The organism is Bradyrhizobium sp. ISRA436 (assembly GCF_029910015.1).
GTDB lineage: Bacteria > Pseudomonadota > Alphaproteobacteria > Rhizobiales > Xanthobacteraceae > Bradyrhizobium.
Genome location: NZ_CP094519.1, coordinates 2,744,273 through 2,760,818, shown reverse-complemented (window position 1 = coordinate 2,760,818; position 16,546 = coordinate 2,744,273). Strand labels below are relative to the sequence as shown.

22 protein-coding genes and 1 pseudogene are annotated in these 16,546 nt (G+C 64.2%); 12 read left to right on the top strand and 11 right to left on the bottom strand.

The genetic code is table 11. The features are described from left to right. Nucleotides 1-97: 97 nt before the first annotated feature. The 3 genes from MTX23_RS12935 to MTX23_RS12925 all read right to left on the bottom strand — a co-directional run bounded on the left by MTX23_RS12935 (nt 98) and on the right by MTX23_RS12925 (nt 2,371). Entirely contained in the window at nt 98-736 is a 639-nt protein-coding gene (locus tag MTX23_RS12935; RefSeq protein WP_280977027.1) for an NIPSNAP family protein, read from the bottom strand. An 83-nt stretch (nt 737-819) separates the two neighbouring features. Next, the gene (locus MTX23_RS12930) at nt 820-1,485 is read right to left on the bottom strand and encodes a DsbA family oxidoreductase (RefSeq protein WP_280977026.1); all 666 of its coding nucleotides are present in this window, start codon (nt 1,483-1,485) and stop codon (nt 820-822) included. Between the two features lie 61 nt (nt 1,486-1,546). Next, the gene (locus MTX23_RS12925; protein ID WP_280977025.1) at nt 1,547-2,371 is read right to left on the bottom strand and encodes a helix-turn-helix transcriptional regulator; all 825 of its coding nucleotides are present in this window, start codon (nt 2,369-2,371) and stop codon (nt 1,547-1,549) included. A 95-nt stretch (nt 2,372-2,466) separates the two neighbouring features. Between MTX23_RS12925 and MTX23_RS12920 the strand changes: the two genes are divergently transcribed. Beyond that, nucleotides 2,467-2,691 carry a hypothetical protein gene (locus MTX23_RS12920; RefSeq protein ID WP_280978064.1) on the top strand — a complete coding sequence of 75 codons (225 nt, stop codon included), beginning with the start codon at nt 2,467-2,469 and terminating at the stop codon, nt 2,689-2,691. Between the two features lie 29 nt (nt 2,692-2,720). Next, nucleotides 2,721-3,119, top strand: a complete 399-nt coding sequence (locus tag MTX23_RS12915; RefSeq protein WP_280977024.1) for a hypothetical protein — start codon at nt 2,721-2,723, stop codon at nt 3,117-3,119. Between the two features lie 36 nt (nt 3,120-3,155). Here the strand turns inward: MTX23_RS12915 and MTX23_RS12910 are convergent, their stop codons facing one another. Continuing rightward, complete coding sequence (locus tag MTX23_RS12910; protein WP_280977023.1) at nt 3,156-3,617, bottom strand: group III truncated hemoglobin; 462 nt, start codon at nt 3,615-3,617, stop codon at nt 3,156-3,158. Between the two features lie 83 nt (nt 3,618-3,700). Here MTX23_RS12910 and MTX23_RS12905 point away from each other — a divergent pair, with 83 nt between their 5' ends. Continuing rightward, nucleotides 3,701-4,135 (top strand): Rrf2 family transcriptional regulator, encoded by a 435-nt coding sequence (locus MTX23_RS12905; protein WP_280977022.1) that lies wholly within the window; start codon nt 3,701-3,703, stop codon nt 4,133-4,135. Next, nucleotides 4,132-4,419 (top strand): DUF6522 family protein, encoded by a 288-nt coding sequence (locus MTX23_RS12900; RefSeq protein WP_280977021.1) that lies wholly within the window; start codon nt 4,132-4,134, stop codon nt 4,417-4,419. The genes MTX23_RS12905 and MTX23_RS12900 overlap by 4 nt, the downstream gene beginning before the upstream one ends. Nucleotides 4,420-4,546: 127 nt before the next feature. On the opposite strand, the gene MTX23_RS12895 is transcribed toward MTX23_RS12900, so the two are convergent. Continuing rightward, nucleotides 4,547-5,203, bottom strand: coding sequence for an SET domain-containing protein-lysine N-methyltransferase (locus tag MTX23_RS12895; protein ID WP_280977020.1), 657 nt, complete (start codon nt 5,201-5,203; stop codon nt 4,547-4,549). 164 nt (nt 5,204-5,367) lie between these two features. On the opposite strand from MTX23_RS12895, the pseudogene MTX23_RS12890 reads away from it, so the two are divergent. Then, nucleotides 5,368-5,972 (top strand): annotated as a pseudogene (locus MTX23_RS12890) (hypothetical protein). Nucleotides 5,973-6,059: 87 nt separating this feature from the next. On the opposite strand, the gene MTX23_RS12885 reads toward MTX23_RS12890, so the two are convergent. Then, nucleotides 6,060-6,785: a TetR/AcrR family transcriptional regulator gene (locus MTX23_RS12885; protein ID WP_280977019.1), complete on the bottom strand. Its 726-nt coding sequence runs from the start codon at nt 6,783-6,785 to the stop codon at nt 6,060-6,062. A gap of 112 nt (nt 6,786-6,897) precedes the next feature. Between MTX23_RS12885 and MTX23_RS12880 the strand changes: the two genes are divergently transcribed. From MTX23_RS12880 to MTX23_RS12865, 4 genes are all read left to right on the top strand, one after another. Next, nucleotides 6,898-8,301 (top strand): carotenoid oxygenase family protein, encoded by a 1,404-nt coding sequence (locus MTX23_RS12880; RefSeq protein WP_280977018.1) that lies wholly within the window; start codon nt 6,898-6,900, stop codon nt 8,299-8,301. A gap of 207 nt (nt 8,302-8,508) precedes the next feature. Continuing rightward, a complete protein-coding gene (locus tag MTX23_RS12875) occupies nt 8,509-9,084 on the top strand; it encodes a hypothetical protein (RefSeq protein WP_280977017.1) in 576 nt (191 codons plus the stop codon). A gap of 96 nt (nt 9,085-9,180) precedes the next feature. Next, entirely contained in the window at nt 9,181-9,735 is a 555-nt protein-coding gene (locus MTX23_RS12870) for a septation protein IspZ (RefSeq protein ID WP_280977015.1), read from the top strand. Between the two features lie 83 nt (nt 9,736-9,818). Further along, nucleotides 9,819-10,115, top strand: a complete 297-nt coding sequence (locus MTX23_RS12865) for a hypothetical protein (RefSeq protein WP_280977014.1) — start codon at nt 9,819-9,821, stop codon at nt 10,113-10,115. 121 nt (nt 10,116-10,236) lie between these two features. On the opposite strand, the gene MTX23_RS12860 is transcribed toward MTX23_RS12865, so the two are convergent. Then, the gene (locus tag MTX23_RS12860) at nt 10,237-10,911 is read right to left on the bottom strand and encodes a DUF429 domain-containing protein (protein ID WP_280977013.1); all 675 of its coding nucleotides are present in this window, start codon (nt 10,909-10,911) and stop codon (nt 10,237-10,239) included. Then, entirely contained in the window at nt 10,908-12,563 is a 1,656-nt protein-coding gene (locus tag MTX23_RS12855) for a fumarate hydratase (RefSeq protein ID WP_280977012.1), read from the bottom strand. The genes MTX23_RS12860 and MTX23_RS12855 overlap by 4 nt, the downstream gene beginning before the upstream one ends. A gap of 624 nt (nt 12,564-13,187) precedes the next feature. On the opposite strand from MTX23_RS12855, the gene MTX23_RS12845 reads away from it, so the two are divergent. Further along, nucleotides 13,188-13,667 (top strand): hypothetical protein, encoded by a 480-nt coding sequence (locus MTX23_RS12845; protein WP_280977011.1) that lies wholly within the window; start codon nt 13,188-13,190, stop codon nt 13,665-13,667. Nucleotides 13,668-13,704: 37 nt separating this feature from the next. Here the strand turns inward: MTX23_RS12845 and MTX23_RS12840 are convergent, their stop codons facing one another. Both MTX23_RS12840 and MTX23_RS12835 read right to left on the bottom strand, forming a co-directional pair. Continuing rightward, nucleotides 13,705-14,151 carry an SRPBCC domain-containing protein gene (locus MTX23_RS12840; protein ID WP_280977010.1) on the bottom strand — a complete coding sequence of 149 codons (447 nt, stop codon included), beginning with the start codon at nt 14,149-14,151 and terminating at the stop codon, nt 13,705-13,707. After that, a complete protein-coding gene (locus MTX23_RS12835; RefSeq protein WP_280977009.1) occupies nt 14,151-14,477 on the bottom strand; it encodes a metalloregulator ArsR/SmtB family transcription factor in 327 nt (108 codons plus the stop codon). The genes MTX23_RS12840 and MTX23_RS12835 overlap by 1 nt, the downstream gene beginning before the upstream one ends. A gap of 141 nt (nt 14,478-14,618) precedes the next feature. On the opposite strand from MTX23_RS12835, the gene MTX23_RS12830 reads away from it, so the two are divergent. Further along, nucleotides 14,619-15,293, top strand: coding sequence for an isoprenylcysteine carboxylmethyltransferase family protein (locus MTX23_RS12830; RefSeq protein ID WP_280977008.1), 675 nt, complete (start codon nt 14,619-14,621; stop codon nt 15,291-15,293). Nucleotides 15,294-15,302: 9 nt separating this feature from the next. Further along, nucleotides 15,303-15,662 (top strand): GFA family protein, encoded by a 360-nt coding sequence (locus MTX23_RS12825; protein ID WP_280977007.1) that lies wholly within the window; start codon nt 15,303-15,305, stop codon nt 15,660-15,662. 113 nt (nt 15,663-15,775) lie between these two features. Here MTX23_RS12825 and MTX23_RS12820 read toward each other — a convergent pair whose 3' ends face one another. Then, nucleotides 15,776-16,483 (bottom strand): glutathione S-transferase, encoded by a 708-nt coding sequence (locus tag MTX23_RS12820; protein WP_280977006.1) that lies wholly within the window; start codon nt 16,481-16,483, stop codon nt 15,776-15,778. Nucleotides 16,484-16,546: the final 63 nt, after the last annotated feature.

The following is a 16,546-nucleotide window of genomic DNA, read 5'->3' as shown; positions in this document are numbered from 1 at the left end:
AGCCTTTGAGGATGGTTCGGACCAGCGCGTCCTTGCGCGAGGGGCATCGCGCAACGCAATGCCGCCCTGGCTGTTGTGATGCCGACGAGCGCCTCCGCTACTGCAACGGCGAATGCGGCGCCGGCAGCATGATGGTGGAGTGCATCTCTTCCAGCAGCAGCGTGCCCTTGCTCAGGAATTCCAGCCACGCCGGATCCTTCATCGCGTTGGCGCGCGCCTCGGCGCGGGCGTTGAGGCTGGGATAGGCCCAGATGTGGCAGACCTCGTTGGGCTGCCCGGCCTCGGTCTGCCAGAGGCCGACGATCTTCGAGTATTTCTCGCGCGCCGGCAGCACGCCCTTGACCAGGTCGAGCCATTGCTTGGCGGCGCCGAGCGGCTTGGCGCGATAGTTGCGAAATTCGTAGACGTTGCCTGACGTAGCGGGCGCGATCGGCGCAATGATCGCGTTGAGCAGGCGGACCTCCTGGCGCACCAGCAGCGGCCGGATCGCCGGAATGTACTCGCCGGTCCAGCGCGGGTTCTTGGCGAGCTCGGCGCGCAGCCGGGTCCGTTCGTTGAGGTCGGCATAGCTCCACAGGTGCATGACCTGGTTGAGCGGGCCGATCTCGGTGATCCAGTAGCCTTCGAGCTTGCCGAAATTATCGCCGCGGATGTCGCGCGACAGCGTGCTCGCGAACTTGACCATGTCGCCGACGGTGCCCGGGTGCACCGTGTAGGTCCGCAGCTCATAGATCATGGTGGTCTCCCTGGTTGTTTCTGATTGATCCTGACGCAAACGAAAAGCCCGGCGCGAGCCGGGCTTTGAGGAAGGACTGCAATCTAATCCGCCACCTCGGCGTTGATCTCGGCCGAGACCTGGCGGATGGCGCGGGCGAGCTGCTCGGCCGGCTGGGCGCCGGACACGGCATATTTCTGCGCGAACACGAAGGTCGGCACGCCAGAGATGCCCTTGTCGGACGCTTCCTGCGCCTGCGCCGTGACGAGGTCCGTATCCTCGTCGGTGGCAAGGCGCTTGCGGATGTCATCGGCATCGAGCCCGATATCCTTGGCCGCCTGCACGAGCACGTTGGTATCTGTGAGATCGCCGCCGTCGCGGAAATACAATTCCATCAGCCGCTGCTTCATCTCGGCCGCCTTGCCGTTAGCCTCGGCCCAGTGGATCAGGCGGTGGCAATCGATCGTGTTGGGCTGGCGCTTGACGAGCTCGGGGTGATAGCTCAGCCCCTCCTCGCCTGCGGCCGCGACCACGCGGCCGGCGATGCCCTTGTAGGCATCGACCGAGCCGAACTTGGCGGTGAGATATTCCTCGCGGCTGATGCCCTCGCGCGGTACCCAATTGTTGAGGAAGAACGGCCGCCAGTGCACCTCGACCGGAACGTCGGGCACCAGCTTGAGCGCATCCTCGATGCGGTGCTTGCCGATATAGCACCAGGGGCAGACGACGTCGGAGACGATGTCGAGGCGAAGCGGCTTCAGGTCGCTCATGGCAGGCTCCTCGCGGAAGTGGAACCGCAAAGGTAGGCCGAAAGCGTCCCGAGACAAGCCGCTATTTCATACTGGCTGCTATCTGCCGCATCCGCTCCGCGGTCAGCTCATCAGCCGGAAAGAAGGTTTCCAGCGCCAGTTCCTGCAACGTGACGTCAACAGGCGTGCCGAACACCATGGTGGTCGAGATGAAGCTCAGCACCTCGCCATTGTGGCGCAGCTTGAACGGGATCGCGACGTTGTTGTCGGGGGTGATCGGCGCCGAGCGCGCCGGGATCGGATAGGACTTCAGGTCCTGGTAGAGTTTCAGCAGTTCCGGATCGGCGGTCGCCTCGCACTGCCGGTGCAACCGCTCCAATAGGTGCGCCGCCCATTCGGGCAAATTGACGGTGCGCGGCGCCAGCCCCTCAGGATGGAACGCCAGCCGCAGGATGTTAAAGGGCTGGCCGAGCAGGCGCTGCGGCACGCCCTCCAGCAGCGGCGCCACCATCCGATTGGCAGAGACCAGATTCCAGTGCCGGTCGTAGGCCAGCGCCGGGTTGGGCTCATGCGCCTTCAGGACCAGGTTGATCGCCTCGCGCGCCGATTTCAGCGCGGGATCGTCCAGCGAGCGTTGTGGGAATGCGGGCGCGAAACCCGCGGCGACCAGCAGCACGTTGCGTTCGCGTAGGGGCACGTCCAACCGCTCCGCCAGTTTGAGGACCATGTCGCGCGACGGCGCCGAGCGCCCGGTCTCGACGAAGCTCAAATGCCGCGCCGAGATCTCGGCGTCGACTGCAAGGTCGAGCTGGCTGAGATGGCGGCGCTGCCGCCACTCACGCAGGTGCTCGCCGATATGGATGGGTCTTGCGGGCTCGGCCCGCACCGTGGATGCGTGTGCGTTCATGGTGGAAAACCTACCACGCGGATTTCGCTCGTTCCATTACGCGTGAGGTAATCGAATTGGCGCGCGCGGCGGATCATCTTCCCAAGCCACAGGAGATGACCATGCTGATGCTATCCCTCATCCGCGCCTCTGCCGTCCTCCTCCCGTGGCTGGTCCATCTGGCCACCTGGCTGGTCGCGCGAAGCCTCAACATGCCCCAGCCGCTCGTGCACGACACCGGCGTGTTCGTGGTCGCGCAGGTGCAGGCGGTGGAGACGAGGGTCGGCAAGGCGCTCTGCCCGCTCCGCCTGTGGCGCCAGCTGCAGTCCTGGTTCTGCTGACAACCCGATCCCAACGAGAGGAGACTGCCATGATCCATTCGTCCCAGTTCCTGCGCCGCGCGCTGCTCGCGGACGCCGTCTTCAGCGGCGTATCCGCGGTCGCCATGACGCTCGATGCCGGAATGCTGGCGTCGTTCCTGAACCTGCCGGAGGCGCTGTTGCGCGAGACCGGCCTGTTCCTGATCGCCTACACCGCGCTGGTCGGCTGGCTCGGCACGCGGACCTCGGTGCCAAAGGCGCTGGTGATGCTCGTGATCATAGCCAACGCCGCCTGGACGCTCGCCAGCATCGCATTGCTGTTCTCGGGCGCGGTGTCGCCGAATTTGCTTGGGACGATCGTAGTCGTGGCCCAGGCGATCGCCACCGGTATATTCACCGAGCTGCAATATGTCGGCCTGCGAAAGAGTGAGAGCGTGGTGACGGCGTAGACGCTATCGTCATTGCTGTGCATGTTCACTAATTCGCTATTGTGCCGCTCTCGTTTCCGCTCGCCGGTAACGCTCGCCGACGCCAAGCATGACGCCCTGCCCGCTGGCGACACCCATTTCCAGGCTCGCGGCGATGCGCCGGGCGCGGTCGACGAAATGCGCGGCTGCCGCAGGCGAGCACAGTTCGGCTGTGGTCGCCTCGAACAGTTCGAGCCAGCGATCGAAATGCGCGGCATCGATCGGCAGCGGCATGTGTTTGACCATCGGCGTGCCGTGATAGCGCCCGGTCATCAGCGCAACCGAGGACCAGAACGCGCACATCTGCGCCAGATGCGGTTCCCAATTGGTGATCCTGGCCTCGAACACCGGCCCGATCATCGGGTCCTTGCGGACCTTTGCGTAGAACGCCTGCACCAGCTGCTCGATGACAGCCTCGGTGATCCCGGTCCGCGCGACAATCTCGGCGGTGATCTGCTCGCGGCGCTCTGCTCCTGTCATGGCTTGCATCCCAAATAGGTATTTCAAATGCCCATTTAGACTGGTATAGCTGATCCGCCAAGTGCTGATTTCGAAGGGCTTCCATGCGCCTGACATCGTTCACGGATTTTGCGCTTCGCGCGCTGATGCGGCTGGCCGGCGAGCCGGACCGGTCGTTCGCGACAAGCGAGATCGCGGCCGAATTCGGCATCTCCCGCAATCACCTTGCGAAGGTGGTGCGCGACCTGGCCGAGGCCGGTTTCATCACGACCCAGCGCGGCGCGGGCGGCGGATGTTTGCTGGCGCGGCCGGCGGAGGCCATCACGCTCGGCCAGGTGGTCCGCGCGCTGGAGGGCAGCGGCGCGCTGGTCGAATGCTTCAGGGACGATGGTGGAGGTTGCGTGCTGCTGCCGCGCTGCCGGCTGAAGGCGAAGCTCGCCGCGGCGCGCGAGGCCTTCCTGCGCGAGCTCGACGGAACGACGCTCGCGCAATGCGCCTACCTGCCAGCCCCCGCCCGCCATCCTGCGAGGGCGTCATGACGACGATTGCATTCGCAGACGGCGCATTCGAGGTCGACGCCGCTATCGTCGCCGAGGGGCTCGGCATCGCGGTTCCGCTGCTGCAGGCCGGGATGCGCGAGGGCAGGATCACGACGCTGTCGGAGCGCGGGATCGAGGCCGATCAGGGACGGCATCGCCTGACATTCTTCTCTGAGAACAGGCGTTTCCGTCTCGTCATCGACGAGCACGGCACGATCATCCAGCGCTCGACGCTGGATTTCGGCAACTCGCCGATGCCGAGCTCGGCGCACCGGCCCGGCTAGAGCGGGATGAGTTTGGGTTGAATCGACTTGCGGCGGCTCCGGTCCACCTCTCCCCGTCGGGGAGAGGTGACCTCCGACGCTGTTTTAGTCAACCTAATCCCATCATGCTTTAGGCCCGTTCTGGGGATCAGGCGTGCAGCGCCCGCGCGGCGCCGCGCTTCGAAGCGGCCGCCTTCTTGCCCGCTGCCTTGGTGAGGCTGTGACCATTCAGCTGCTTGCCGTTCAGCGCCTTGCCGTTGGCCTTGGCGCCATTCGCCTTCGCCCGGGCCTTGGCTTTCTCCTGGGCGGCCTTCTCGGCCTTCCGCTCGGCCTTTTCCTTCAGGCGGAGCCGCTCCGCCCTGGCCTCCGCGCGCTTCTTCTTGCGCTTCTTCTCGCGCTTCTTCTCGCAGGCATCGCACTTGCAGCCGATCGGCTTCAGGTAGGCTTTGAAATAGTCGGTGCCGTAGTCGTAGTTGATCTCCTCGCCCGGCTCGATGTTCTTGATGGCGCGGATAAACACCTTGCGCTTGCGGGGCTTGACGTCCGATTCCGCGTTCGGCCTGCAGGCGTGGTTGATATAGCGGGCGATGTTCTCGCGGATCGAGCCGTCGATGGTCCAGCGATTGGTGAGTTCGAACAGATATTTGTTCTCGATCGCGTCCTCATCCTTTTTTTTCGAGTCGAGGAGCGGCCCGAAATAGCGGATGATCTTGGTGCCTTTCTTGATCGGCTTGGTGGCGAAGAGGCCAAGTCCGGTGCGGGACCGGCCGACGCGATAGGGCTTGTTCGGTGATATCGTGGGCATGGCGATCGAGGCTACAGCACGCAAGGCGCAAGCGACAGAAATGGCGAAGCCGCCCTTCTAGGACGATTCCGCGCCCCTGTCAGGTATTTCCAGCGTGTCTCTTGAACCTTCCCCAGATTGTACATGTCAGACACAAAAGTAGGTCCGGATCGCAGGCTTTCCCGATGAAATACCTCACTTTTGCAACAGCTGTTGTGGCCATCATCAGCGCGAGTGGCTGCCAGGCTGAAGCCGAAACGATCAGCAGCTTCTATACGTCGACTGCGCCGAAGGACTGCCGCACATGATCGGCAAGCCCAATGAAGAGGACGGCAGCGCGAGCCGGGTCTGTCCGGGGAGGTCCGGTCTTGTGGTGCTGATCAACGAGGGCGATCTGCGCGAGGCGGTCTCGGTCGGCCGAAACCATCAAGCTGCGGTCAGGGAACCGGCCGCGCAGGCTTGGTTCGGGCCGTTCAGTTCGACCGGCGATACCGTCGAGTGGCGCGCAGCCGACGGCAAGCCCTTCGCGATCATCCAGCGCTGGCTGATCGCCGACAACAGCGAGCAGGACAAGAGCGGGAGCCCCAAGTCGCGAGCGATGCTCGCGGTGACACGGCTGCCGCCGGGCGCCGTGTGCCACGTCGCCTATGTCGATGTCGCGGCCAATCCCAACGCCAACGAGCTGGCGCGGCAGGCGGCCGACGATTTCGCGCGCGATTTCAGGTGTGACAAGGACGAGGTGAAGACGATCGGCCAGAGCGGCCGGAGCACCGCGCTGACCAGACGCTAGGCCCCTCGCCTTAGCCTGCTTCCTTCGCGCGACCAGCGTTTGTCCCGGATCAAGTCCCGGACAGGCTTTCGCTTGAAAGCGCTTTGGCTAAGAGCCCGGTGGCTTGCTGATCGACCCCTTCAGCATCGCCTCGAGCAGCATCTCGACGGTGTTTCCTGGCGGCATCCGGTTCAGCACATCGGCCAGCCGCCCGTCGAGCAGCAGCATCGTGAAGCCATGGACCAGCGACCAGGCGCGCACGATCGCGCCGCCCTGCTCGAGCGTCAACGCGCTTTCCTGGATCTGCTCGTGACGGCTTTCGCCGATCGAGCCGGCGAGCCCGGCGAACGAGGCATTGGCTGCCTCATGCAGCGACGGCCGCTTCATGTCGAGCCGCTCGGTCCGGAACATCAGCCCGTACATGCAGGGATGCGCCTGCGCGTAGGCGATGTAGGCCTTGGCGCGCGCCAGCCCCTTCTCGTTCGGCGTTGAGCCGGTCGCGCCCGCCGCGATCATCGCCTCGTTGAACTGGCGGAAGCCGATCGCGGCGAGCTCGCTGACGAGCCCGGTGAGATCGCCGAAATGATGCGTCGGTGCGGCATGCGACACGCCGGCCTCGCGCGCCACGGCACGCAGCGTCAGGCCCGCGAGTCCGTCGCGCTCGAGCACCAGCTCGGCGGCCTTCAGCAGCGCCTCGTGCAGGTCGCCGTGATGGTAAGGCGCGTCGCCGACACGCCGCCGCGGAGCGGGACGATCGGCCGCAACGTGGGCGGCCCGCCGAGCGCGCCTCGGCGCCGGTCGGCTCGCCTTGTTTTCCTTGGACAATCTCGCCATGACCTTCTTATATGACGCAATTTTGACAGTGTAAAGATTTTGCTTGACGATCATGTGCCTTGCACCTACCAACATCTTTACGATGTAAAGATAAAAGCGGAGGAGGCGTGAGATGCTCGACCAGGTGACGTCAAACGCGGCACGGACCAATCTGGCGCCGATTCCCTTTGAAGCCGATGCGCCCTTCCCGAAGATCACGGGCGAACTGCCGCGCGAGCTGAACGGCACACTCTATCGCAACGGCCCCAACCCGCAGTTCGATGCGGCGGGCGCGCACTGGTTCGTCGGCGACGGCATGCTGCACGCCTTCCATCTCGCGAACGGCCGCGCCAGCTACCGCAACCGCTGGGTCCGCACGCCGAAATGGCAGGCCGAGCACGACGCCGACCGCGCACTGTTCGGCGGCCTCGGCCGCAAGCTTGCGGACGCGCCCGCCACCACGACGACCGACGGCGGCGTCGCCAACACCAACATCATCTTCCACGCCGGCCGCCTGCTCGCGCTCGAGGAGGGCCATCCGCCGACCGAGATCGAGCCCGGCACGCTCAATCGCCTCGGCTACTGCGATTACAAGGGCGCGATCACGGGTCCCTTCACCGCGCATCCCAAGATCGATCCCTTAACCGGCGAACTGGTGTTCTTCGGCTACAACGCCGCAGGTCCGCTCACGCCGGCGCTGTCGTACGGAGCGGTCAATTCGTCCGGCGTGGTGACGCGGCTCGAGCGTTTCGAAGCGCCCTATGCCAGCATGGTGCACGACTTCATCGTCACCGAGAACCACGTGCTGTTTCCGATCCTGCCCATCACCGGCAGCATGCAGCGCGCGATGCGCGGACAGGCACCCTACGCCTGGGAGCCGGAGAAAGGCGCCTATGTCGGCGTGATGAAGCGCAGCGGCTCCTCGAAGGACATCGTCTGGTTCCGCGCCGAGACCTGCTACGTCTTCCACGTCATGAACGCGTGGGAAGAGGGAAACCGCATCATCGCCGACGTGATGCAGTTCGAGGAAGCACCGCTGTTCAACCATCCCGACGGCTCGCCAACCGATCCGAAGAAGAACCGCGCGCGCCATTGCCGCTGGACCTTCGATCTCGCCGGCAATACCGACCGCTTCACGCAGACCTATCTCGACGATCTCACCGGCGAATTCCCCCGCGTCGACGACCGGCGTGCAGGAATGACGAGCAATCACGGCTGGTACGCCTGTGCCAATCCCGATCTGCCGATGTTCGGCGCGCTGTCGGGCATCGTGCATGTCGACGGCAAAGGCAAGCGGCTCGGCCACTACCTTCTGCCGGCCGGCGACACGATCTCCGAGCCGGTATTCGTCGAACGCGGCCCTAATGCCGCCGAGGGCGACGGCTGGCTGCTCACAGTGGTCTGGCGCGCGCGAGAGAACCGCAGCGACCTCGCCATCTTCAACGCGACCGATGTCGAGGCGGGACCTGCGGCACTGATGCATCTCGGCCATCGTGTGCCGGATGGCTTCCACGGCAATTGGGTCGGGGCGGAATAACCCCTCGTCCGTCGCTCTGGACTCTCGCGACATCAAACATTCCGGGCGGCGCACGGCGCGCGGTCCGGATTATCGCCGTCAAGCCGCTAATCTCCCGTCTTTGCGCGCTCCCTCACGATTTTGACACTGTAAAGATTTCGCTTGGCGACCTCGCGGCCCGCCTTTAGGCTATCTTTACAACGTAAAGATTGGCCTCCGAGGCTGCTCATGACGATCTTCCTGATCCTCGCTCCCTACGGCGTCCTCGCCGTGCTGTCGCTGCTGACGTCAGCCACCGTGAGCATGTTCTGCGCCGCCCTGATCTGCCTTGCCGTGATCGTGCTCGACGTCGCGCGCGGCCGCACCATCAAGATCCTCACCGTCGGCTCGGTGACCGTGTTCACCGCGATCGGCTGCTATCTCACCTTTGTCGATGCGACGCTCAGCAACAACGCGGTGAGTTTCGCCGTGAATGCCGGCCTGCTGTCGGTGGCGTTGCTGTCGATCGTCTTCCGCCACCCCTTCACGCTGCAATATGCGCGGGAAATGGTCGACGCAGAGACCATGCAGCATCCCGGCTTCGTGCACACCAACTATCTGCTCACCTGGGCCTGGACCGGCGCATTCCTGCTGATGGCGATCGGCGACATGGCCGTGCTCTATGTGCCCGGTTTGCCGCTATGGTCGGGCCTCTTGATCGCCTTCGCCGCCCGCAACAGCGCGATCTATTTCACCAAATGGTATCCGGAATATCGCAAGGCCAGATATGGCGCGCCGCCGGCCAACGCCCTGCCCTCGCCCTAGGCCTTTCGGTTCTGGCTGACCCAGAACTGACGTCACGCGATTGAACAACCGCACCGCCACAACGATCAAGCGCCAGAGGAAGCGGAAGACACGACGATGAAGAGCGTATTGGCCAAGCTCGCGAGCGATTTTCTCTCCACCATCGTGTTTCTGGTGGTCTACCTCAGCACCGATAATGTGCTGCTCGCCACCGGCGTTGCGATCGCAGGCGCGATCGCGCGGGCGGTCTATTCGCGGATCAAGGGTGAGGCGCTGGGCTTCATGACCTGGGCCAGCCTCGCGCTCGTCATCGTGCTCGGCACGGCGACGCTGCTGACCCACGATCCCCGCTTCGTGCTCGCCAAGCCCGCCATCGCGCATTTCGCAATCGGCGCCATCATGCTCAAGCGCGGCTGGATGCTGCGCTACATGCCGCCGCGAGTGACCGAGGTGATTCCGGAATATGTCACGCTCGCAGGCTATGCCTGGGCCGTCCTGATGTTCGCGCTCGGCGCAGGCACCATCGCCGTTGCGGCGACCGGCGACGTCAGGCTGTGGGCGACCTACGTGACCGTGGTTGCGGCCGGCGCCAAGATCGCCGCCTTCGCGATCCAGTACCTCGCCTTCCGCATTCTGATCACGAACCGGCTGCGCGCCGCCGCCCGCGCCTGATCGCCGCAGGCGCAAAGGGTTAGGCTTGCGCAGCGAGATGGGTTATACCGCCCCGCACGCTTTCATCTCGAGGGGAGACCTACATGGCGGTGGACGGAAACTGGAATCTCACCATGACGACGCCGATGGGCGAGCGCAAGGCGACGCTGTCGCTGAAGGCCGCCGGCGGCACGCTCACGGGCACGCAGGGTGCCGAGGGCAATTCCACCGAAATCTTCGACGGCACCGTGAATGGTGACGACGTCGCCTGGAAGGTCTCGATCACCAATCCGATGCCGCTCACGCTCGACTTCAGCGGCAAGGTCGCTGGCGACAGCATCTCCGGCGAGATGGGCATCGGCCCGATGGGCAGCTTCCCGTTCACCGGCAAGCGCGCCTGAGTCATCCGATGGACGGAGAGACACTCCGTCACGCATTAGGGCCGCGCCGGTCACCGGCGCGGCTCTCATTGTATCCGGCGCATGCTGGTCCGGATCGTTGCCGAAGGCCTGTAGCCCCGCGCTAGAACCAGATCTGCATCGGCAGGCCGTACGCGTCACTGAGCGGCGCCCCTGCGGGAAGGCAGCCATGAGGCTCATATGCGGCCAGCGCAACGGCACAAGCATCCAGCACATCGTCGCGCTTCGCGCCGGTGCCGATCCGCGCGTCACTGAGCCAATGATCGATCTCGCGAAAGCCCTCCCGCTTGAGCAGCCTGCGGCGCAGCGCATCGCCCTCCTCCGACTTCTTGCGCGGCAGCGGCTTGCCGCCATTCAACCGCAGGAACACCAGCTCGGGATGGACCTCGCGGATGTCGCGCGTGCGATCTGCGCGCATGAAGGCGTCGACCTCCATGATCTTGACCCCGATGTGCCAAAGCTGACGCGAGACCCGCATCTCGCCGCGGCGCAACGCATCCGCATTCGCCTTATCGGGATCGCGAAATTCCTGCCACAGCCAACGCCGCGCACCGGTGAAGACGCGCGACGTGTGCGGCCGCAGCCTTTCGCGCGCGAGCCGGTCGCAATCGCGCGCGCCGTCGTCGGTCATGCCGATCGGAATATCGATGCCGGCACGATCGAACGGAGCGGCCAGCGCGTCCGCGATATCAGCATGGAAGGAAATCGTCCGCCGGTCGCCGTCGATCGTGACGGCGACCCAGCCCCTGGAGAACCCGTCGAGGCCTGTTACCCTCAACCCAGGTTCAATTCCTTGAAGAAGTCGTTGCCCTTGTCATCGATGATGATGAAGGCCGGGAAGTCGACGACCTCGATGCGCCAGATCGCCTCCATGCCGAGCTCGGGATATTCAAGCACCTCGACCTTCTTGATGCAGTGCTCGGCGAGGTTCGCCGCAGCACCGCCTATCGAGCCGAGATAGAAGCCGCCGTGCTTCTTGCAGGCCTCGCGCACCGCGACCGCACGGTTGCCCTTGGCGACCATCACCATCGATCCGCCCGCGGCCTGGAACTGGTCGACGAAGGAATCCATGCGCCCCGCCGTGGTCGGGCCGAATGCGCCGGAGGCATAGCCGTCGGGCGTCTTGGCAGGACCGGCGTAATAGACCGGATGGTTCTTGAAATAATCCGGCAACGGCTCGCCCTTCTCCAGCCGCTCGCGCAGCTTGGCGTGTGCGGCGTCGCGGGCCACGATCATGGTGCCGGTCATCGAGACCCGGGTCTTGATCGGATATTGCGACAGCGTCGCCAGAATCTCCCTCATCGGCTTGTTGAGGTCGATCTTGACCACCTCACCGCCGAGCGACTGTTCGACCGCCGGCAGATACTGCGCCGGGTTGTGCTCGAGCTCCTCGAGGTAGACGCCGTCCTTGGTGATCTTGCCGAGCACCTGGCGGTCGGCCGAGCAGGACACGCCGAGCCCGATCGGCAGCGAGGCGCCGTGGCGCGGCATGCGGATCACGCGCACGTCATGGCAGAAGTACTTGCCGCCGAACTGCGCGCCGACCCCCAGGCTCTGCGTCATCTTGAGGATTTCCTGCTCCATCTCGAGATCGCGGAACGCGTTGCCGTCAGCTGAGCCGTGGGTCGGCAGCGCATCGAGATAGCGCGCGGAGGCGAGCTTCACCGTCTTCATGCAGAGTTCGGCCGAGGTGCCGCCGATCACGATGGCGAGGTGATAGGGCGGGCACGCCGCGGTGCCGAGCGTGAGCACCTTCTCCTTCAGGAACGCGAGCAGGCGGTCCTTGGTCAGCACCGAGGGTGTCGCCTGGAACAGGAAGCTCTTGTTGGCCGAACCGCCGCCCTTGGCCATGAACATGAACTTGTAGGCGTCGTCACCCTCGGCGTAGATCTCGCACTGCGCCGGCATGTTGTTGGCGGTGTTCTTCTCCTCATACATCGACAAGGGAGCCACCTGCGAATAGCGCAGATTGCGGCGCAGATAGGCGTCGCGCGCGCCTTCGGAGAGCGCAGCCTCGTCGTCGCCGTCGGTGATGACGTTGCAGCCCTTCTTGCCCATGATGATCGCGGTGCCAGTGTCCTGGCACATCGGCAGCACGCCGCCAGCCGCGATATTGGCGTTCTTCAGAAAGTCGAAGGCGACGAACTTGTCGTTGTCGCTGGCTTCCTTGTCCTCGAGGATCGAGCGGAGCTGCTTCAGGTGGCCCGGTCGCAGGTAATGGTTGATCTCGCCGAAGGCCGCTTCCGAGAGCGCCCGCAGCGCCTCGCGCGACACCACCAGCATGTCCTTGCCCAGGACCTTCTCGACCCGCACGCCCTCGCTCGTGACCTTCTTGTAGGGCGTGGTATCCGCGCCAAGCGGGAACAATGGGGTGTGCTTGTAGGGCGGAACGGGCTTCTGCTGGTCGGGAAAGGCGGTGGGGGCGTTCATGGGCTGCTCTTTGGGCTGCTCGTCGGTTCGAAAGGCCGCCTCGGCCACGAGGGCCGCCGGCAACATAGAGCGTTCTAAGCATTTTTCGGACAAAGGAAAGGGAAGCCGGCTGCCCCCAGCCATGCACGGGGAACGGCAATCCGTGTGATATTCTTCGCGGACGTGTAATCTCTGGTTGCTGTATCGCGAGCACGCCAGAAATCGGTCAACGGAGGCCATCATGAAGGCAGGGCTTCTCGTCTCGTTCGCGGCGCTCGCGCTGCTGGTCCCGCTGGCGACAGGCGCCAATCCTCGGCCAACGCTGCTGCGGCCTCGCCGGCCCGCAATGCCGCTCCGACCAGTTCTGCCAGTTCAAGTCCGGAACGTGCGGCCGCTCCGACCGGACCGGCATCTGCACGCGCAAGCCGAGGTTCTGCAACAAGATCTTCAAGCCCGTCTGCGGCTGCGACGGCAAGACCTATGGCAATGACTGCGAGCGCATGACGGCCGGGACGTCCAAGGCGCACGAGGGCAAGTGCGCCTCGTGATGTGCTGGTCCGCCACATTACCTGAGGTTGACGGCGTATTGACGCGCCGCGCGGGAGTCTGCATGAACCTTCGCGCATTTCATGCCGCGGGGGTATCATGATCGGACGATCGCCGTTCAATATTCGCTCCACTTTATCAGTTGCGCTGCTGGCGCTGGTCGCAGCCTTGGCCGCTGCGCCGGCGCATGCCGATCCTTGCGCTGATATCGCCAAGCAGCTCGCAGGCCAGATCGAAGGTCTGAAGATCAATTTCTCTGCCGGCAACATTACGTACCTCACGCATCCGGCGGCGAAGGAAGTGTCGCTCGGCTGCCGCGGCAAGGACTATTCGATCGAGCTCTACGCCAAGACCGACCGCAAGATGAAGCCGGAGTTCTTCAACCTGGTCGGCTCCGCCACCGCGCTCGTGTTCACCGTGCCGAAGGACGACACCATGACCGGCACCTCGCGCTGCCTGAAGCGCATGGGCATCTTGCGCGGCAACACCATCACGATGCGCTATCGCCGGCTCAATCTGGAATGCACGCGCACCAGGACCGAAGCCTCGATCACCGTCCGGCGCGGCAAGAGCGAGTGAGCAGCGCCGTTCTGATTCAATCAGAACCGAAGCTGCCTTAGCCTCCGGTCTCCGCGGTCACGCGCGCGATGCTGTCGAGCACCCTGCCCCAACCCGGGCTCATCATGTCGAAGGCGATCTGGTTACCCGGGAAGACGAAGCCGTCATGCACCATGCGCAGATGCGCGCCACCCTCGACCGGCGTCAGCGTCCAGGTCACGATTGAGTCGAGCTTCGAGCCGTAGGCGGGATTGCTGTCGGCGCCCCCCTTCCAGGAATAGCGCAACAGGCGCGGCGGATCGCAGTCGAGCACCTCGCAATGTACGACGCCGTCCCAGTCGCCCATCGGCGTGGTGCGGAAATTGAACTTGTGGCCGACGGCGGCGACGAAATCGTTCGGCATCAGCCACTTTGCGATCGTCTCGCTGACCGTCAGCGTCCGCCAGATTGTCCCGGGTGCATAGGGCAGCACCTTCTCAACGGTGATCGCATGTTTCGCACTCATCACTCGGTCTCCTTCAGAAGTTTCTCGAGGTTCGCGAACCGTTCGGCCCAGAACGTCTGGTAGTGGCCGAGCCAGTCGATCAGCGGGCCGAGCCCCTTCGGCGCCACGCGATAGTGGATGTGCCGGCCGTCGCGCCGCTCGGCGACGAGACCGGCATCGCGCAGCGCGCGCAGATGCTGCGACACCGCCGGTTGCGACACTTTTGAGCCGCGCACCAGCCCAGTCGCGGCGATCTCGCCCTCCTGCGCGATCCGCTCGAACACCGCGCGCCGCGTCGGGTCCGCGAGAGTCTTCAATACATTGGTGAGCTGCATCGCGCTGGTCATGCCAATATATAAGTATATACTTATACATTTGTCGACAGTGGAATGGCGCAGATGATCGGAAAGTTGATGGCTGCCGTCGCACGTTCGCAGGAAAACATGCGATGATTTGTTTTCCGTTTCAGGGGTCGCACGGAGCCGCCAATGATCGCCAAGCTCCTCCTGCAAAACACCGCCTTCGTCATCGGCATGGGCGCATTGCTGTTCGCCTCTGCCGGCACGCTGCAATGGCCCGGCGCGTGGGCCTATCTCATCGGCTCCGCCGTGCTCGGCCCGGCCGGCGGCGTTTGGCTTGCCAGGGTCGATCCCGGCCTGCTTGCCGAACGCATGCGCCTGACGGCGCGCGAGGAGCAACCCGCCGCGGACAAGTACTTCATGCTGGTGCTGATCATTCTTGTCGTGATCTGGCTGGTCGCGATGGGGCTGGATCGGCGGTTCGACGGCGCCAATGCCGGCACGGCGCTGATGCTGCTCGGCCTCGTCCTGTATCTGATCTCGATGGTCCTGATCCTCTGGGTGTTCCGCACCAACTCCTTCGCCGCGCCGGTCGTGAAGGTGCAGGCCGAGCGCGATCATCGTGTGATCTCGACCGGTCCCTATGCCCTGGTGCGGCATCCCATGTATGCGAGCATCATGCTGTTCTTCATCGGCGTGCCGCTCATGCTCGGCTCATGGTGGGGCCTTGCCTTCGTGCCGGTGTTCTTTCTGATGTTCGCGATCCGCACGCGCATCGAGGAGCGCACGCTGGCGGCGGGACTGCCCGGCTACGCCGACTATGCGACGCGGGTGCGTTATCGTCTGGTCCCGGGGCTCTGGTGAGGACACATCATGCCTGACAGCAAAACCTATACAGGCGGCTGCCATTGCGGCCAGGTTCGCTTCGAATGCACCACCGACATGGCTGTCGTCACCGCCTGCAACTGCTCGATCTGCACCAAGAAGGGCCTGCACTTCGTCTTCCTGGCGCCGTCGAGCTTCCAGCTCCGTGCCGGCGGCGAGAATTTGAAGGAATATCTCTTCAACCGCCACGTGATCCGCCACCAGCTCTGCATCGACTGCGGCGTCGACGTATTCGCGCGCGGCAAGAAGCCCGACGGCAGCGACATGGTGGCCGTGAATGTGAGCTGCATCGACGGCATCGACCTGTCGAAGATCGCGATGACGCCGGTGGACGGACGGAGCAGATAGCGCACGCCGCGGTGTCATTCCGGGGCGATGCGGAGCATCGAACGTCAGATGCGCAATTGCGCATCGGGGAATTTCGAGATTCCGGGTTCGCTTCGCGCTCCGGAATGACGAAATCACAAATCCAGCGCCTTGTAGCGCCGGAAGATCCCGTCTTCGTTGAATGCAATCCGCCGCTTGCTCGCAAGATAAGTCTTGATATTCGGTCGCTCTGCGACGCGGTCACGCAATGCGACGAGGCGCGGAATGTTCTTCTCGAACGCCGCCATCCGCTGCGGAAATGCATAACGCAGGCCTTCGATGATCTGGAATAGCGAGAGATCGGCATAGGTCACACGGCGGCCGGTGACGAAGGCGCCACCATTGGCTTGCACCAGATCCTCGAAGTAACCAAGATATTTCGGCACGCGCGATTTCCAGAACTCCTCGGTGCGCTTCTTCGCCGGCGCCTTCTGGTCCTCGTAGTAAAGCGACGGCCCGAGCGGATGATGGGTGTCGTGAATCTCCAGCACGAAATCGGCGATCGTGAGCTGGAGCTGGTGCACCCACAGCTTTCCCGCCTCGGCCTTCGGCGCCAGGCCGTGGCGCGCACCGAGATAGAGCAGGATGTTGGCGGTCTGCCCGATCACGAGACTGCCGGCCTTGAGGAACGGCGGCGCAAACGGCGGCGTCCCCTTGTGGCCCTCCATCATCTTCATCATCGCGCCCGTGCCGCCCTTTTCGCGCGCGACGTCGGTGTAGCCGGCACCTGCATCCTCCAGCGCGAGCCGGATATATTCGCCACGGCCCTGAATGAAGGGCCAGTAGTAGAGTTGATAATGCATGGACGATCCTTGGGATGGCCCTTGGGCGTGAACAGAAGCCTCGACCTGCGGTAGCGCCCCGCA

Coding starts and splice junctions, on each gene's coding strand:
- MTX23_RS12840 (WP_280977010.1), bottom strand. CDS start 14,151: ATGAGTGCGAAACATGCGATCACCGTTGAGAAGGTGCTGCCCTATGCA.
- MTX23_RS12935 (WP_280977027.1), bottom strand. CDS start 736: ATGATCTATGAGCTGCGGACCTACACGGTGCACCCGGGCACCGTCGGC.
- MTX23_RS12855 (WP_280977012.1), bottom strand. CDS start 12,563: ATGAACGCCCCCACCGCCTTTCCCGACCAGCAGAAGCCCGTTCCGCCC.
- MTX23_RS12900 (WP_280977021.1), top strand. CDS start 4,132: ATGACGACGATTGCATTCGCAGACGGCGCATTCGAGGTCGACGCCGCT.
- MTX23_RS12865 (WP_280977014.1), top strand. CDS start 9,819: ATGGCGGTGGACGGAAACTGGAATCTCACCATGACGACGCCGATGGGC.
- MTX23_RS12835 (WP_280977009.1), bottom strand. CDS start 14,477: ATGACCAGCGCGATGCAGCTCACCAATGTATTGAAGACTCTCGCGGAC.
- MTX23_RS12820 (WP_280977006.1), bottom strand. CDS start 16,483: ATGCATTATCAACTCTACTACTGGCCCTTCATTCAGGGCCGTGGCGAA.
- MTX23_RS12910 (WP_280977023.1), bottom strand. CDS start 3,617: ATGACAGGAGCAGAGCGCCGCGAGCAGATCACCGCCGAGATTGTCGCG.
- MTX23_RS12880 (WP_280977018.1), top strand. CDS start 6,898: ATGCTCGACCAGGTGACGTCAAACGCGGCACGGACCAATCTGGCGCCG.
- MTX23_RS12845 (WP_280977011.1), top strand. CDS start 13,188: ATGATCGGACGATCGCCGTTCAATATTCGCTCCACTTTATCAGTTGCG.
- MTX23_RS12875 (WP_280977017.1), top strand. CDS start 8,509: ATGACGATCTTCCTGATCCTCGCTCCCTACGGCGTCCTCGCCGTGCTG.
- MTX23_RS12915 (WP_280977024.1), top strand. CDS start 2,721: ATGATCCATTCGTCCCAGTTCCTGCGCCGCGCGCTGCTCGCGGACGCC.
- MTX23_RS12905 (WP_280977022.1), top strand. CDS start 3,701: ATGCGCCTGACATCGTTCACGGATTTTGCGCTTCGCGCGCTGATGCGG.
- MTX23_RS12870 (WP_280977015.1), top strand. CDS start 9,181: ATGAAGAGCGTATTGGCCAAGCTCGCGAGCGATTTTCTCTCCACCATC.
- MTX23_RS12830 (WP_280977008.1), top strand. CDS start 14,619: ATGATCGCCAAGCTCCTCCTGCAAAACACCGCCTTCGTCATCGGCATG.
- MTX23_RS12885 (WP_280977019.1), bottom strand. CDS start 6,785: ATGGCGAGATTGTCCAAGGAAAACAAGGCGAGCCGACCGGCGCCGAGG.
- MTX23_RS12825 (WP_280977007.1), top strand. CDS start 15,303: ATGCCTGACAGCAAAACCTATACAGGCGGCTGCCATTGCGGCCAGGTT.
- MTX23_RS12895 (WP_280977020.1), bottom strand. CDS start 5,203: ATGCCCACGATATCACCGAACAAGCCCTATCGCGTCGGCCGGTCCCGC.
- MTX23_RS12925 (WP_280977025.1), bottom strand. CDS start 2,371: ATGAACGCACACGCATCCACGGTGCGGGCCGAGCCCGCAAGACCCATC.
- MTX23_RS12930 (WP_280977026.1), bottom strand. CDS start 1,485: ATGAGCGACCTGAAGCCGCTTCGCCTCGACATCGTCTCCGACGTCGTC.
- MTX23_RS12920 (WP_280978064.1), top strand. CDS start 2,467: ATGACCATGCTGATGCTATCCCTCATCCGCGCCTCTGCCGTCCTCCTC.